This window comes from Streptomyces sp. Y309 (assembly GCF_056712025.1).
In genome coordinates this window covers 1,622,433-1,638,138 of the sequence record NZ_CM160048.1, presented here as the reverse complement: position 1 = coordinate 1,638,138, position 15,706 = coordinate 1,622,433, and the positions used below count along the sequence as shown (strand labels likewise).

Here is a 15,706-nt window from a genome sequence, read left to right as displayed (position 1 = left end):
GTGCGACCCGTGCGATTCATGCGACTGACGCGGCTCGTGCGGTTGGTGCGACTCGTGCGGCTGTCCGGCGATGGGCTCCGCCGTCATATCAAGCCATCTCCTCACCGAGGGGTTGCGGATTGGGTTTGATGTCCTTGGATTTCGGCCTTCCGGGCTGGGAGAGGAAGAGCGCGATGAATCCGGCGAACAGGGAAATGGATCCGGCGAGGGTGAATGCCCCGGTGTGGCCCCAGTGGCTCACCACGACGGAACCCATGCCGGATCCGAGAAGTCCGGAGACCAGCTTGGAGCTGTAGACCAGGCCGTAGTTGGAGGCGTTGTTGTTCTCTCCGAAGTAGTCCGCCGTCATGGCCGCGAACATCGGGAAGATGGCGCCACCGCCGAAGCCGGAGATGCTGGAGAAGATCAGGAAGAGCGGCAGGTTCTTGATGTCGGCCGACCAAAGGATTCCGTACTGCGAGAGACCGAGGACGATACAGACGAAGATCAGGCAGCGTTTGCGTCCGTAGCGGTCCGAAAGCCAGCCGATGACGCCGCGGCCGGTGCCGTTGACGATGGCCTTCAGGGACATGGCCGTGGCGACGATTCCGCCGGCGAATCCGGCGTCCTCTCCGATGTCCACCTGGAACGCGATGCCGAAAATGTTCACGCCCGAGGTGCAGAGCAGACAGAACCACATGAGCGCGACCCGGCCGGTCTGCCATGCCTCCCTCGGCGTGTACTGCCGCACGGCGGGCGGGTTCATCGCCAGGGCGCGCCTGGCCCGTGGGTCGTCCGGCGGCCGCAGCGGGTCCACATCGGCCGGCCACCAGTTCTTCGGCGGGTCCTGGAAGTAGTAGCCGGCCACGGCGACCATCGCGGCCAGGAAGAGGCCGACGGACACCAGCACCCAGCGGAAGTTCGACAGATCCATGAAGCTGGTGAAGATGAACACGAACGGCACCGAGCCATAGGCGAATCCGCCGTTGACGAATCCGGTCTTTCCTCCCTTTCGTTCCGGATACCATTTGCCGACCATGTTCACGCAGGTGGCATAAACCATGCCGGCGCCCATGCCGCTGAACATGCCGAAGCCGATGTAGGCGACGACCACATGCGGCGCGAACGCCAGTGACAGATAGCCCAACAGTGTGCCGAGAGCGCCGAGCAGCATGGCCCAGCGCGCCGGAAGTTTCCCGCTCTCCCGGAGCTTGCCCGCCGGGAAGGCCACCGCGGCCTGGAAGAAGACCCAGACTCCCAGCATCCAGAAGATGTGCAGACTGCTCCAGGAATGCGCGGTGTGCAGTGTGTCCTCTGCGGAGGCGAACGCGTACTCGGCCGAGCTGATGCCCATCATGCCGACCCACGGCAGGATGACCATCCATTTGCGCTTGCGGCCCATGATGTCGATGTCGGTCTCGCCGAGCCGATAGATCCGGCCGTTGGCGTCCGTCACCTCCCGGTAGGGGACGGGCGTGCGTATGTCCGTTGTCGTCATGTCGCTCGAGCACCCCTTGCGTCGAAAAGATCCTGGCCAGCGCCCCCTGTCCACTTCCTTTCGCGTGCGCACGGGTCCCGGGGCCGGCCGGCGCGCACCGCCGGCCGACCCCCGCACCGGTCACCTCATCGACTGCCGCCCAACGGCCCGGCCCCCTTCCAGCAGCCCGGCCGCCCGGGCCCACCGGTACTTCGCGCCGAGCGCGGCGACCGGCTTCTCCGTCGTGTACGGATACGCCACGACGCCCCGCTCGAAGAGGTACTGGCAGGCCTCCTCCACCTCGACGTCGCCCGCGAGCGACGCGACGACGGGCTTGTCGATCCCGCGTTCACGGAACTCGGCGATCACGCGGGCCGTTAGTTCTGCGAAGACCATGGGAGGGGTGACGATGGTGTGCCAGTAGCCCAGTACGAGCGCGTGGATGCGCGGATCCTCCAGGCCGAGCCGGATCGTCGCCTCGTACGTCGAGGGGGGCTCCCCGCCGGTGATGTCGACGGGATTGCCCGCGGCACCGAACGGCGGGATGAACTTCCGGAAGGCCGCGTCCAGATCGGCCGGGATCTCCATCAGCCTCAGGCCGTTGTCGGTCACCGCGTCGGAGAGCAGCACGCCCGAGCCGCCCGCCCCGGTGATGATGACGATGTTGTCGCCCTTCGGCGTCGGCAGCACCGGCAGCGCCCGCGCGTACTCCAGCATCTCGTTGAGCCCCGGGGCCCGGATGACGCCGGCCTGCCGCAGGATGTCGCCGTAGACGGCGTCGTCGCCCGCGAGCGCGCCCGTGTGCGAGCCGGCGGCTTTCGCGCCCGCGGCGGTGCGGCCCGCCTTGAGGACCACGACGGGCTTCTTCGGCACGGTGGCGCGCGCGGCCTCCACGAAGGCACGGCCGTCCTTGAGGTCCTCCAGATGCATGGCGATGCATTGCGTGTGGGGGTCCTCGCCGAACCACGTGAGCAGGTCGTCCTCGTCGAGGTCCGACTTGTTGCCCAGCCCCACGATCGCCGAGACGCCCGTCTTCGTGGTGCGGGCGAAGCCGAGGATGGCCATCCCGATGCCGCCGGACTGCGAGGTGAGCGCCACCGGCCCCTTGACGTCGTAGGGCGTGCAGAACGTGGCGCACAGGTCCTGCCACGTCGAGTAGTAGCCGTAGATGTTCGGCCCCAGGAGCCGCACCCCGTGGCGTTCGCCGATCGCCACAATCTCGTCCTGGAGGGCCTGTTCACCGGTCTCGGCGAACCCCGAGGGGATGAGGACGGCGTTCGGGATGCCCTTGCGCCCGACCTCCTCGAGCGCTGCCGCGACGAACTTGGCGGGGATCGCGAAGACCGCCACATCCACCTCACCAGGGACGTCCGTCACACTCTTGTACGCCTTGCGGCCCAAGATGTCATCGGCCCGGGGATTCACCGGGTGGATCTCGCCGGAGAAGCCGCCGTCGACGAGGTTGCGCATCACCGAATTGCCGATCTTTCCCGGCTCGTTGGACGCGCCGACGACGGCGACGGAGCGGGGCTCCATCAGGCGCCGCATCGAGGCCAGCATCTCGTCGCGCGTGTACGTGCGCCGCTGCTTGGGCTGATCGGTGGCGAGGATGACGCGGATGTCCGCGGCGAGCGCGCCCTGAGGGGTCGCGACGACCGGATTGAGGTCGACCTCCGCGATCTCGGGGAAGTCGGTGACCAGTTGGGACACACGGCGGATCTGCTCGGCCAGCGCCCACCGGTCCACTCCTTCGGCGCCCCGCACCCCGCGCAGGATCTCGGCCGCGCCGATCGAGTCGAGCATCGAGAGGGCCTCGTCGGTGTCGACGGGCGCCAGGCGGAACGTGACGTCCTTGAGGACCTCGACGAGCACACCGCCGAGACCGAAGGCGACGATCTTCCCGAAGGTGGGATCGGTGACCGCTCCGACGATCACCTCCTGTGCGGCCGGGCCCGTCGGCAGCAGCTCCTGCACCTGCACGCCGTCGACGCGTGCCTCGGGCGCGTACGCACGCGCGTTGGCGACGATCCGGTGGAACGCCTCCCGTACGTCCGCCGAGCCCTGTACGCCCACGACCACGCCGCCCGCGTCGGTCTTGTGCAGGATGTCCGGCGAGACGATCTTCAGGACGACGGGCCCGCCGAAGCGCGCGGCGTGTGCCACCGCCTCGTCGACGTCCCGCGCCAGCTCCTCCCCGGGGACGGCGATTCCGTACGCGTCCGCGAGCACCTTGCCCTCCGGCGCCGTCAGCGACGTACGCCCGTCGGCGCGCACCGAGTCGAGCAGTGTCCGCACCCGCGCGAGGCGGTCCTCCGCGCTCTGCTGGTCTTCCGCGCTCAGCCGGTCCTGGGCACTCAATCAGATCACTCCGTTCGACTTGAGCAGGCGCAGTTCCTCGTCGCCGAGGCCGAGCTCGCCGATGAACACCTCTTCGTTGTGCTCGCCGAGCAGCGGCGAACTGACCACGTTCACGGGGGAGTCGGAGAGCTTGAGCGGCGAGCCCACGGTGGTGAACGAGCCGCGCTCGGGGTGCGGGACCTCGACGACCATCTCGTTGGTCACCAGCGAGGCGTCCTCGATGATCTCCTTGGTGGACAGGATCGGCCCGCACGGGATGTTGTGGGCGTTCAGCCGCTCCAGGACCTCCCACTTGGGCAGCGTCGAGGACCACTCCTCGATGAGCTGGAACATCTTGGTGAGCTGCGGCAGCCGCGCCTCGGGGGTGGCCCACTCGGGGTCGTCGGCGAGTTCGGGGCGTCCGATGAGCTCCGTGAGGGGCTTCCAGCCGACGGGCTGCACGATGACGTACACGTAGTCGTTGGGCCCGCCCGGGGCGCACTTGACGGCCCACCCGGGCTGCCCGCCGCCGGAGGCGTTGCCGGAGCGGGGCACCTCGTCGCCGAAGTCGTCGTTGGGGTATTCGGCGAGCGGCCCGTGCGCGAGGCGCTGCTGGTCGCGCAGCTTGACGCGGCACAGATTGAGCACGGCGTGCTGCATGGCGACGTTCACGCGCTGTCCGCGGCCGGTGTTCTCCCTCTGGAAGAGGGCGGCCAGAATGCCCGCGACGGCATGGATGCCGGTCCCGGAGTCGCCGATCTGCGCGCCTGTGGCGAGCGGCGGGCCGTCCTCGAAGCCGGTGGTCGACATGGAGCCGCCCATGGCCTGGGCGACGACCTCGTAGGCCTTGAAGTTGGTGTAGGGCCCGTCTCCGAAGCCCTTGATCGAGGCGTAGACGATGCGCGGGTTGATCTCCTGGATGCGTTCCCAGGTGAAGCCCATGCGGTCCACGGCGCCCGGGCCGAAGTTCTCGACCATCACGTCCGAGCGGCGGATCAGCTCGGTGAGGAGTTCTTTGCCGCGCTCGGTCTTGGTGTTGAGGGTGATGCTCCGCTTGTTGCAGTTGAGCATCGTGAAGTAGAGCGAGTCCACGTCCGGCAGGTCGCGCAGCTGCTTGCGCGTGATGTCCCCGGTCGGTGCCTCCAGCTTCACCACGTCCGCGCCGAGCCAGGCAAGGAGCTGGGTGGCGGAGGGACCGGACTGGACGTGGGTCATGTCCAGGACGCGGATGCCTTCGAGAGCCTTGGTCACGGCCGTGTCACCTCACTTGTACATGGTCTGGTTCATGGTTCCGGGGGCGTACGCGTCCGGGTCGACCCACACGTTGATCAGCGAGGGCTTGCCGGACTCGCGGGCGCGGCGCAGGGCCGGACCGATGTCGGCGGGGTCGCGGACCTCCTCGCCGTAACCGCCCAGCATCTGGGCGAACTTGTCGTAGTGGACGTCCCCGAGGGTGTTGCCGACCCGCTCGCGCTCCGCGCCGTACTTGGCCTTCTGGCCGTAACGGATCTGGTTCATGGAGGAGTTGTTGCCGACGATGCCGACGAAGGGCAGGTTGTAGCGCACCAGCGTCTCGAAGTCCCAGCCGGTGAGGCTGAAGGCGCCGTCTCCGAAGAGGGCCACCACCTCCTTGTCGGGCCGTGCCTGCTTGGCCGCGAGCACGAAGGGCACGCCGACGCCGAGCGTGCCGAGCGGCCCCGGGTCCATCCAGTGGCCCGGTGCCTTGGGCTGGACGACCTGCCCGGAGAAGGTGACGATGTCGCCGCCGTCGCCTATGTAGATCGAGTCTTCGGTGAGGAAGTCGTTGATCTCGCTCACCAGGCGGTACGGATGGATGGGGGAGGCGTCGGACTTCAGGCTCGGCAGCCGCTTCTCGATGGCCGTCTGCTCGGCGGCCCGCAGCTCCTCGAGCCACTCCTTGCGCCGGGAGGCACCGCCGTTGACCCGGCCGGAGGCGGCCGCCGTCACCGACTTCAGGACAAGACCCGCGTCGCCCACGATGCCGAGGTCGATGTCGCGGTTCTTGCCCACCGTGCGGTAGTCGAGGTCGATCTGGACGACCGTCGCCTCCGGAGAGAGGCGTTTTCCGTACCCCATGCGGAAGTCGAAGGGCGTGCCGACGATGACGATGAGGTCGGCGTTGGAGAAGGCGTAGCGCCGCGAGAGCTGGAAGTGGTGCGGGTCTCCGGGAGGGAGCGTGCCGCGGCCGGCACCGTTCATGTAGGCGGGCACGTTGAGGGCGCGGACCAGCTCGATGGCCTCCGCCGTGCCGCGGGTCGTCCACACCTGGCTGCCCAGCAGGATGGCGGGCTTCTCGGCGTGCACGAGGAGGTCGGCGAGCCGCTCGATCGCTTCGGGGTCGCCAGCCGAGCGGGTCGAGGCGCGGTAGTGCCCCGCGCGCGGGACACGGGCCTTGTCCGCCGGGACCTTGGCGTCGAGCACGTCGCGGGGGATCTCCAGGAAGGAGGGCCCCGGCGCGCCGTGGTAGCACTCGCGAAACGCCATGGACACCATGTCGGCCGCGCGCGCCGTGTCCGGCACGGTCGCGGCGAACTTGGTGATGGGCGTCATCATGTCGACGTGCGGCAGGTCCTGCAGTGAGCCCATCTTGTGCTGGGTGTGGGCTCCCTGGCCGCCGATCAGCAGCATCGGGGACTCCGCGCGGAAGGCGTTCGCGACACCGGTGACGGCGTCGGTGGTGCCGGGGCCCGCCGTCACCACGGCGCAGCCGGGCTTGCCGGTGATCCGCGCGTATCCGTCGGCCGCGTGGGCGGCGACCTGCTCGTGGCGTACGTCGACGACATCGATCCCCTCGTCGACGCAGCCGTCATAGATGTCGATGATGTGGCCGCCGCAGAGGGTGTAGATGACCTCCACACCCTCCGCCTTGAGTGCCTTGGCGACCAGATGCCCACCGGAGATGAGGGTGTTGTTGTCGCTGCTGTCCTCGGGCATGGCGAAGTCCTGTCCCTTCGTAGGGGAGTTGGCGTGCGCTGTTCCGCGCTCGGGGCGCCCTCGCAGTACATTGCATACAGTCGACGAATACTGTATGAAGCTTGTTATCCCGCATCCGGTGGGTGGTGTCCAGGGGGCGTGCGGCACTTTCCAGACAGGAGCCGGAAATGGACCTGTACGAGCACCAGGCAAGGGAACTCTTCGAGGAATACGGCATCTTGGTGCCGCGCGCCGAAGTCACCGACTCGGCCAAGGAGGCACGCGCGTGCGCCGAGCGACTCGGCGGGCGCGTCGTCGTGAAAGCCCAGGTCAAGACCGGAGGCCGGGGCAAGGCGGGCGGCGTGAAGCTCGCCTCCGACCCGGCCGCGGCAGAACTTACGGCGCGACAGATCCTGGGCATGGACATCAAGGGCCACACCGTCGGCGCGGTGATGCTGGCCCAACCCGTGGAGATCGACAGCGAGTTCTACGTCTCGTACGTACTGGACCGCGCCCAGGGCCGCTTCGTCGCGATCGCCTCAGCCGAGGGCGGCATGGACATCGAAGAGGTGGCCGCCGCCCGGCCCGAGGCGGTGGTCCGCCTGCCGATCGACCCCTTCGAAGGCGTGCCAAGGAAGAAGGCCGCCGAGATCGCCGCCGCGGCGGGCCTGCCCGACGCCGCGGCCGACACGCTGACCGCGCTGTGGAACGTACTGATCCGCGAGGACGCGCTGCTCGTCGAGGTCAACCCGCTCGTGCGCACCGCGCAGGGGGAGATCCTCGCACTTGACGGAAAAGTCACGCTCGACGACAACGCGCGTTTCCGGCAGTCCCGTTGGGGCGCACAGGACGAAACGAACGACCAAGAAGGCAGCGAGCTGGAGGCGGCCGCGGCCGCCAAGGGACTCAACTACGTCAAGCTCGACGGCGAGGTCGGCGTCATCGGCAACGGCGCTGGCCTCGTCATGTCCACCCTCGACGTCGTCGCGGGCTGCGGCGCGCGGCCCGCCAACTTCCTGGACATCGGAGGCGGCGCGTCCGCGCAGATCATGGCCGACGGCCTGTCCGTCATCCTCTCCGACCCCTCCGTCACGGCCGTTTTCGTGAACGTCTTCGGCGGCATCACCGCCTGCGACGCCGTCGCCGACGGCATCGTGCGCGCCCTGGACTCCGTACGGCTGACCAAGCCGCTGGTCGTCCGCCTCGACGGCAACAACGCCGACCGGGGGCGCGCCATCCTCGACGGGCGCGCCCACCCCCTGGTCGAACAGGCCACCACCATGGACGGCGCCGCGCGGCGCGCCGCCGAACTCGCCCACGCAGCCTGAGGAGCCGGCCATGGCCATCTTTCTGACCAAGGAGAGCAAGGTCCTCGTCCAGGGCATGACCGGGGCCGAGGGCATGAAACACACCCGCCGCATGCTCGCGGCCGGCACGGATGTCGTCGGCGGCGTCAATCCCCGCAAGGCGGGCCGGACCGTCGACTTCGACGACCGCGCCGTACCCGTCTTCGGCTCCGTGCGCGCGGGCATGGACGCCACCGGCGCGGACGTCACCGTCGTCTTCGTGCCGCCCGCCTTCACCAAGGCCGCCGTCATGGAGGCGGCCGACGCCGGGATCGGCCTCGCCGTCGTCATCACCGAAGGCATCCCCGTGCACGACTCCGTCGCCTTCCACGCGTACGCCGAGCGGCACGGCACCCGCGTCATCGGCCCCAACTGCCCCGGCCTGATCACGCCCGGCCAGTCCAACGCGGGCATCATCCCCGCCGACATCACCAAACCCGGACGCATCGGCCTGGTGTCCAAGTCCGGGACCCTCACCTACCAGCTCATGTACGAGCTGCGCGACATCGGCTTCTCCACCTGCGTGGGCATCGGCGGCGACCCCGTCGTCGGCACCTCCCACATCGACTGCCTCGCCGCCTTCGAGGCGGACCCCGACACCGAACTGATCGTCCTCATCGGGGAGATCGGCGGCGACGCGGAGGAGCGCGCGGCGGCCTACGTGCAGGAGGCCGTCAGCAAACCCGTCGTCGCGTACATCGCCGGGTTCACCGCGCCCGAGGGCAGGACCATGGGGCACGCGGGCGCCATTGTCTCCGGCTCGTCCGGCACCGCGCAGGCGAAGAAGGCCGCGTTGGAGGCCGTCGGTGTGCGGGTCGGCGGCACGCCGACGGAGACCGCCGAGTTGGTGCTGGAACGGCTCCCCGGTCCGGTCCGGACGCGGAACGCGTGACCTCACGCAGACCGCGGGCCCGTGACGTGACTTCACTCATAGTGCGGGGCTCGTCACTTCACGCGGGGCGCGGGGCCTGTGACTTCACTGAGGCTGCGGGCCTGTGACTTCACGCAGGCCGTGGGGCCCGTCACTTCACTCGGACCACGAAGGCACGACCCCGCTGCGGCGCCGGGTGAGTGACCCCACTCATAGGTGACGGATCGCCACTCCACTACCGTCACTGCCACGGCGCGGCGGCACCACCACAAGCGTCCCGCCGCGCAGGAACAGCCATGTACCCCGCCCCGACTGTGCACCGTGAGCGGAGAGAACCGAATGGCACCCACCCTCGACAACACCCCCGTCCCCGAGGCCTCCGAGCCCAAGGTCCTCAAGCCCAAGGTCCTCAAGGCCAAGACGGCCTGGCCCGACGCCTGGGAGCGCTGCCTCGCCGCGGCCCCCGAGGCTTTCCGGGACGACCGCGTCCTGAACCTCTGGCACGGCGGCTGGCGCCCCGACGGCCGCCCGCTGCCCGCCACCAGCCCCGTCGACGCGAGCCCCATCGCGGGCCCGCCCCGGCTCGACGCGGCCGCCGCGCGCCGGGCCGTGCGCGCCTCGCTCGACCAGCACCGCGCCTGGCGCCACGTCCCGTTGCCCGAGCGCCGTGCCCGTGTCGCCGCGACCCTCGACGCCCTCACCGAACACCGGGAAATCCTGGCCCTGTTGCTGGTGTGGGAGATCGGTAAGCCCTGGCGGCTCGCGCAGGCGGATGTGGACCGGGCCATCGACGGCGTGCGCTGGTACGTCGACGGCATCGAGCCGATGGTCGACGGCAGGTCCCCGCTGGACGGCCCCGTCTCCAACATCGCGAGCTGGAACTATCCGATGAGCGTGCTCGTTCACGCAATGCTGGTACAGGCACTGGCAGGGAACGCGGTCATCGCCAAGACCCCGACCGACGGCGGCGTCTCCTGCCTCACCCTGGCCTGCGCGCTCGCCGCCCGCGAGGGGATTCCCGTCACCCTCGTCAGCGGCAGCGGCGGCGAGCTGTCCGAAGCGCTCGTGCGCGCCCCCGAGATCGGCTGCGTCTCCTTCGTCGGCGGCCGGGACACAGGGGCGGCGGTCGCCACGGCAGTCGCCGACCTCGGCAAACGGCACATCCTCGAACAGGAGGGACTCAACACCTGGGGCATCTGGAACTACAGCGACTGGGACGCGCTCGGCGCGGTGATCCCCAAGCTCTTCGACTACGGCAAGCAGCGCTGCACCGCCTACCCGCGTTTCGTCGTCCAGCGTGAGCTGTTCGACGCGTTCCTCGCCGCGTATCTGCCCGCCGTGCGGACGGTGCGCGTCGGTCACCCGCTCGCGGTCGCCGGGCCCGAAGACCCCTTCCCGCAGCTGGACTTCGGTCCGCTGATCAACGCGGCCAAGGCCAAGGAACTCACCGACCAGGTCGCGGAGGCCGTCGACCGCGGCGCCGTGCCGCTGTATCGCGGGGCGCCCGACGCCGGCCGCTTCCTGCCCGGCCAGGACACCTCCGCGTACGTCCACCCGGTCACGCTCCTCGCGCCGCCACCGTCGTCCCCGCTGCACCACGCGGAGCCCTTCGGGCCGGTCGACACGATCGTGCTCGTCGACACCGAGGCGGAGCTGCTCGCCGCCATGAACGCGTCCAACGGCGCGCTGGTCGCCACCCTGTCCACCGACGACCAGGCGACGTACGACCGCCTCGCTCCGCAGATCCGTGCGTTCAAGACGGGCCGGGGCAAGCCGCGCTCACGTGGCGACCGCGAGGAGCTCTTCGGTGGGTTCGGCGCGTCCTGGCGGGGTGCCTTCGTCGGCGGGGAGCTGCTGGTGCGGGCCGTCACGCAGGGCGCGGCGGGGGAGCGGGCGCCGGGGAACTTTCCCAGTTACCACCTGATGGCGTGAGGCCGGGGGTGGGGGCACGGGCTGTGCCGCCGTGCCCTCACCGCGCCCCGATGCTGTGGCCTACCGGGCCCGGTCGCTATACGCCATGGCACCCCGTCGCGCACTCCACTGCACCCATCGCGCACCGCACGGCACGCCACCGCACGGTCGGCCCGGTGTGCGGCGTTCCTCAGCCGATGCCCTGCCGGTCCGGCAGCAGGGCGAAATCGCGGTCCGCCACCTCCGGCACCGTCCGCTCCACCGCCTGCTCCAGGAGCGCCCGGTGCCGGACGAGCGGTGCCCGGCGATCCTCGGGGGCGAGCAGGAGCAGGTCGTCGATGCCCGCGAGCATGCGCCGGGTGACCTGAGGGTGGCCCGCCGCGCAGGCGCGGATCTCGGTGAGGCCGAGGTCGACCAGGTCCGGCCAGCCGGGCACCGGCTGCACGAGGCGTACCGTCCCGCGCCGGTCGCGATGGCGCAGCGCGCCCAGCGGATAGGGGGCGACCGACGCCAGGAACTGCACGATGCGGTCCAGGGCCTGCACAGCGGTCGTCGGATCGTTCACGGCCGGGGACAGCGCCCGCAGCGCGATGTCGGACAGCTGCCGCAGCCCGAAGCCGAGGTCCTGGTGGAACGTGCGCTCCACTCCGACGGACACCGTGTACCGCAGTGCGTGGCGGCCGGGCGCGGGCCCGCCGTGCACCGCGAACACGGGAGTCCCCGGCACCACGAAGTCCCCGATCCGCGGCAGCAGCCGCAGGACGACCCCCTGCCGGCGCGCGGCCCGCACCACCCGCGCGATGTTCACGTCCCGCAGCACTCCGGCACGGCCCTCATGGGTGATCCGCGCGGTCTCGGGCCCGAGGCGGCCGTCGTCCGGCGCCTCCTCGATGGGGTGCTTCACGGCCACCCGGAACGACTCCCGCGCGATGCGGTCGATCACGAAGCCGATGCGCATCATCCGCAGCGTGCCGTTCACGTACGCCACGAAGAGGAGCAGGCTCAGCAGCACCATCAGGAAGGCGAGCACGCCCTCGACCAGCGGCACGGTCGTCACCAGGCGCGGGTCCTTCTCGCTCTCGAAGGACGTCAGCGTCATCAGGGAGAACAGGAACGTGGCGAGGAAGACCGTCAGAGTGATCTTCGTGATCCGGGAGCGGACGTAGAGCCGGACCACCCGCGGGCTGAACTGGCCGCTGGCCATCTGTACGGCCACCAGCGAGATGCTGAAGACGACACCGATGAACGTCATCATCGCCGAGCCGATGGTGCTGATCACCACCTTTGTGTCCTCAGCGATCTTGTTGAGGTCCTTGATGGCGTCGTATTCCTCGTCGTCCTGAAGGAGCCGCACCAGCTCTCTGTCCAGCGCGGCGGCGGCCCACCACAGCACCAGCGAGCCGACGAGCCCCACCGTGGGCGCGAACCACATCGTGTCCCGCAGATGCTCGCGCAGCGGGGACAGCATCCGGGGCCGCCGGGCCCGTCCGTCACCCAGCGCACCCGTAAGCAGACCGTCACTCATGGTGAAACCTTAGGCGCGGCCGGGCGCGAACCCGCGCAGCGCGCGGCCGCCCGGTGGACGCCGCGGATACGCAGGTGAAAGGCACTCCCAAACCTTGGTATTGTTGTCTTCGTCGCCGCGGGGAACGCCCCGCAGGGCGGCAGACACCTAGTCCGGGTGGCGGAATGGCAGACGCGCTAGCTTGAGGTGCTAGTGCCCTTTATCGGGCGTGGGGGTTCAAGTCCCCCCTCGGACACAGACAGTACGCCCATGGACGGTGCTGGCCGGGATTCGGTCGGCGCCGTTTGTGTTTGGTGGTCGTATTCGGGGCGTGGGCCGAGTCGGTGGTGGGTGGCCGGGTGCCTCAGATGCTTCCGGTGAGCATTTCGGCGACCGCGATGCCCGATACCCGGGTTGCGCCATGGGTGATCAGGTGTACGGCGCCGAGCGTGGCGCCCGTCGGGACGCCCATTTCGACGACCAGCGCGTCGGGGCGGGTGCGCAGCAGGCGGGTCAGGGTGTCGGACATCCAGCGGTGGCGGGCCGCGTCGCGTACGACGACCACCAGGGCGCGGCCGGTCGCCGGGGCCAGGGCCGTGCGGTCGAGGACCTCGTCGGTGCCGTCGTGGCCGTCGAGTTCGGGCTGGGTGAGGCGTACGGACGTGGTGTCGTGGCGCAGATCGCGCAGAGGGTCGGCGACGCCCCAGGGGGTGCCGCCGTCGACGGCGGGGTTCATCACCGGCGAGAGCTCGACCACATGCGGCGCCACGGTGAGGGGGAGTAGTGAGTCCGGCGCGTCCGGGCGCCGGTGCACCCGCACCGCGCGCCGCGCCGCCACCAGGCCGATGTCCGATCGCTCGCCCCTGTCGCCCGTGCCGCCGCGGGAGTGGGCCCGCGCCGCCGCCCGCGAGCGGCTGCCCGACCACGCTGCGAAATCCCGTACCCGACCGCTCGCCTCGGCGAGCCGCTCCTCGGGCAGCCGCCCGTCGAGCACCGCCTTGACGAGCGCTCCGGCGAGCAGTTCCACGGTGGACTGCTCGGCGCTGTCGCCGCCCACGCACACCGCGTCCACCCCGCCCGCCACGGCCCGGACCGTCGCCCCGTCGATGCCGTACCGGTCGGTGACCGCGCCCATCTCGATGCCGTCGGTGACCACCATGCCCTCGAAGCCGAGCTCGCCGCGGAGCAGATCGTCGAGGATGCGGGGGCTGAGCGTCGCGGGCAGCGCCGGGTCGTACGCGGGCACGAGCAGGTGGGCCGTCATGATGGCGCGGACGCCCGCCTCCGTCGCGGCGATGAACGGCGGCAGGGCCGTACGCGCGATCTCCGCGGCGCTGCCGGTGACCATCGGCAGCCCGAAGTGCGGGTCCACGGAGGTGTCGCCGTGGCCGGGGAAGTGCTTGGCGCAGGCGGCGACGCCGGCCGACTGGAGGCCGCGGATCCAGGCGGCGGTGTGGCGGGAGACGACGTCGGAGCGGGAGCCGAAGGAGCGCACGCCGATGACGGGGTTGAGCGGGTTGGAGTTCACGTCGGCGCTCGGTGCGTAGTTCAACGAGACGCCCGCCGCGTGCAGTTCCCGTCCGATGTCGTGGGCGACGCTCTCGGTGAGGTCGACGTCGTCGACGGCGCCGAGCGCGAGGTTGCCCGGGCGGGATGCGCCCGTCCACGCCTCCATGCGCGTGACGTCGCCCGCCTCCTCGTCGATCGCGACGATCAGATCGGGGTTCTCGGCGCGCAGTGCGGCGGTGAGGGCGGCGACCTGCTCCCGGTCGACGATGTTCCGGCCGAACAGCACCACGGCGCCGAGCCCGTCGGCGATCCTGCGCCGCAGCCAGTCGGGCGCCTCGGTGGTGCCCACGAATCCCGGCTGCAGTACGGAGTTGGCGAGCCGCTCCAGTTTCGGGTGACTGCTCAAGACCATGCCGGGACCTCCGGAGGGACGGATGGGGGACCGGACGGCGGCTCCGGCCGCTGGACGAGAGCCGCGCGGACGGCGGTGGTCGGGACGCCGGGCGGCTTGGTACAGGCCAATCGGATGTTGGCTTAGACCAATTGGGCCTGTCAAGGCGTGCGAACCGGCAGGAAACGGAGGGTGAGCCGACAGATGGGAGGGGTGAGGTGCGGGCGTTGCGGCAGGTGGGGCGGGAGTGGCTTGCTGTGCGCGCCCAGGAGCGGACGGGCCTCGCGCGTACGGCAGTCCAAGTGCTGGGCACGGCAGTCCAAGCCCCCTACTGGAGGCCACCTTGTAGGACGCCCGGCCGCACGATGGAATTCCGGGGAGCGGCGCGGCCCGACCAGGGCCCCGGGCGAAGGAGGTACACCGTGCGGCGGTACGAACTCGTCGGCAGGCGCGACATCAGGCTGGTCACCGACGCCCCGGTGCCCGAACCGGGGCCCGGCCAGGTCCTGGTGCGGGTGCGGTCGTGCAGCGTCTGCAACCGCAGCGACCTCGCGTACTTCCACTACTACGGCCTCAGGGAGCACTGCGCGACCGGCTGTTACGGCCATGAGATCGCCGGAGTCGTCGAGGCCACCGGCCCCGGCGTCACCCGGGTCGCGGCCGGGCAGCGCGTCTTCGTGCGCACCCCGCTGACGACCGGGTACGCCGAGTACGCCCTCGCGCGGGAGATAGCCGTCGGCGCGCTGCCCGACGCCGTCCCCTTCGAGCAGGGCTCCATCCTTCAGCTCCTGCCGCTCGCGGTGCACGCCACGCGCGGCGTCCGGCTCGGCGACCGGGTCGTGATCGTCGGGCAGGGGCCGGTCGGGCAGATGGCGCTGCGCATGGCGGTGCGGCGCGGCGCGGCCCACGTCACCGTCGCCGACCTGGACGACTGGCGGCTCGAACGGTCCCGGCGCGCGGGCGCCGACGCGACCCGCAGGACCGACGGCGGCGCGGCCGAACTGGCGGCGATCGGGAAGGAGTTCGCTGAGACTGGAGAGGAGTACGACGTCGCCGTCGACGCCGTCGGCACCCCCACCACCCTCAACGCCTGCGTCGGCCTCGTCCGCCAGAACGGCCTGGTCGTCATGCTCGGCACGCACCACGTGGACACGCACGTCACCGTCGACCTCGTGACCTGGGAGCGCAAGGGACTGCGGGTGCACAGCTCCGCCGAACCCGTCGACACCGCGCGCGCCGAGGCCCTCGCCGTCGCCGAACGCCTCCTGCGCCAGGGCGCCGAGACGCTGCGCCTGCCCGACCTGCACACCCACACGTACGCCCTCGACGAACTCCCCAAGGCCATGGAACAGTTGTCAGCGAGTAGAACGCTCTATCCAGACGGTGAACGTGCTCCCTACGACGGGCCCCCGCCCGAGACCCTGAAGGTGGCGATCGTGCCGTGAGC

Annotated in this window: 10 protein-coding genes and 1 tRNA gene; 5 read left to right on the top strand and 6 right to left on the bottom strand. The window is 70.4% G+C overall.

Translation table 11 applies throughout. The features are described 5' to 3' along the window. Positions 1 to 88 precede the first annotated feature (88 nt). The 4 genes from AC0KTA_RS05760 to AC0KTA_RS05745 form a co-directional block, all read right to left on the bottom strand. A complete protein-coding gene (locus AC0KTA_RS05760; protein WP_481056317.1) occupies positions 89 to 1,477 on the bottom strand; it encodes an OFA family MFS transporter in 1,389 nt (462 codons plus the stop codon). Positions 1,478 to 1,597: 120 nt separating this feature from the next. Beyond that, the gene (locus AC0KTA_RS05755) at positions 1,598 to 3,814 is read right to left on the bottom strand and encodes an acetate--CoA ligase family protein (RefSeq protein WP_481054013.1); all 2,217 of its coding nucleotides are present in this window, start codon (positions 3,812 to 3,814) and stop codon (positions 1,598 to 1,600) included. Beyond that, positions 3,815 to 5,044: a formyl-CoA transferase gene (gene frc / locus AC0KTA_RS05750; RefSeq protein WP_481054012.1), complete on the bottom strand. Its 1,230-nt coding sequence runs from the start codon at positions 5,042 to 5,044 to the stop codon at positions 3,815 to 3,817. Between the two features lie 12 nt (positions 5,045 to 5,056). Continuing rightward, positions 5,057 to 6,748 (bottom strand): thiamine pyrophosphate-binding protein, encoded by a 1,692-nt coding sequence (locus AC0KTA_RS05745; RefSeq protein WP_481054011.1) that lies wholly within the window; start codon positions 6,746 to 6,748, stop codon positions 5,057 to 5,059. 167 nt (positions 6,749 to 6,915) lie between these two features. Here AC0KTA_RS05745 and sucC point away from each other — a divergent pair, with 167 nt between their 5' ends. The 3 genes from sucC (at position 6,916) to AC0KTA_RS05730 (ending at position 10,876) form a co-directional block, all read left to right on the top strand. Beyond that, on the top strand, positions 6,916 to 8,055 hold the full coding sequence (gene sucC / locus AC0KTA_RS05740; RefSeq protein ID WP_481054010.1) for an ADP-forming succinate--CoA ligase subunit beta: 1,140 nt from the start codon (positions 6,916 to 6,918) through the stop codon (positions 8,053 to 8,055). A gap of 10 nt (positions 8,056 to 8,065) precedes the next feature. After that, entirely contained in the window at positions 8,066 to 8,965 is a 900-nt protein-coding gene (gene sucD, locus AC0KTA_RS05735) for a succinate--CoA ligase subunit alpha (RefSeq protein ID WP_481054009.1), read from the top strand. Positions 8,966 to 9,283: 318 nt separating this feature from the next. Beyond that, positions 9,284 to 10,876 (top strand): aldehyde dehydrogenase family protein, encoded by a 1,593-nt coding sequence (locus AC0KTA_RS05730; protein ID WP_481054008.1) that lies wholly within the window; start codon positions 9,284 to 9,286, stop codon positions 10,874 to 10,876. A 169-nt stretch (positions 10,877 to 11,045) separates the two neighbouring features. Here AC0KTA_RS05730 and AC0KTA_RS05725 read toward each other — a convergent pair whose 3' ends face one another. After that, entirely contained in the window at positions 11,046 to 12,380 is a 1,335-nt protein-coding gene (locus AC0KTA_RS05725) for a DUF2254 domain-containing protein (protein WP_481054007.1), read from the bottom strand. A gap of 150 nt (positions 12,381 to 12,530) precedes the next feature. Between AC0KTA_RS05725 and AC0KTA_RS05720 the strand changes: the two genes are divergently transcribed. Further along, a tRNA-Leu gene (locus tag AC0KTA_RS05720) sits at positions 12,531 to 12,615 on the top strand. A gap of 108 nt (positions 12,616 to 12,723) precedes the next feature. Here AC0KTA_RS05720 and AC0KTA_RS05715 read toward each other — a convergent pair. After that, on the bottom strand, positions 12,724 to 14,280 hold the full coding sequence (locus tag AC0KTA_RS05715; RefSeq protein ID WP_481054006.1) for a glycoside hydrolase family 3 protein: 1,557 nt from the start codon (positions 14,278 to 14,280) through the stop codon (positions 12,724 to 12,726). Positions 14,281 to 14,681: 401 nt separating this feature from the next. Here AC0KTA_RS05715 and AC0KTA_RS05710 point away from each other — a divergent pair, with 401 nt between their 5' ends. Then, positions 14,682 to 15,704, top strand: a complete 1,023-nt coding sequence (locus AC0KTA_RS05710; RefSeq protein ID WP_481054005.1) for a zinc-dependent alcohol dehydrogenase — start codon at positions 14,682 to 14,684, stop codon at positions 15,702 to 15,704. Positions 15,705 to 15,706 lie beyond the last annotated feature (2 nt).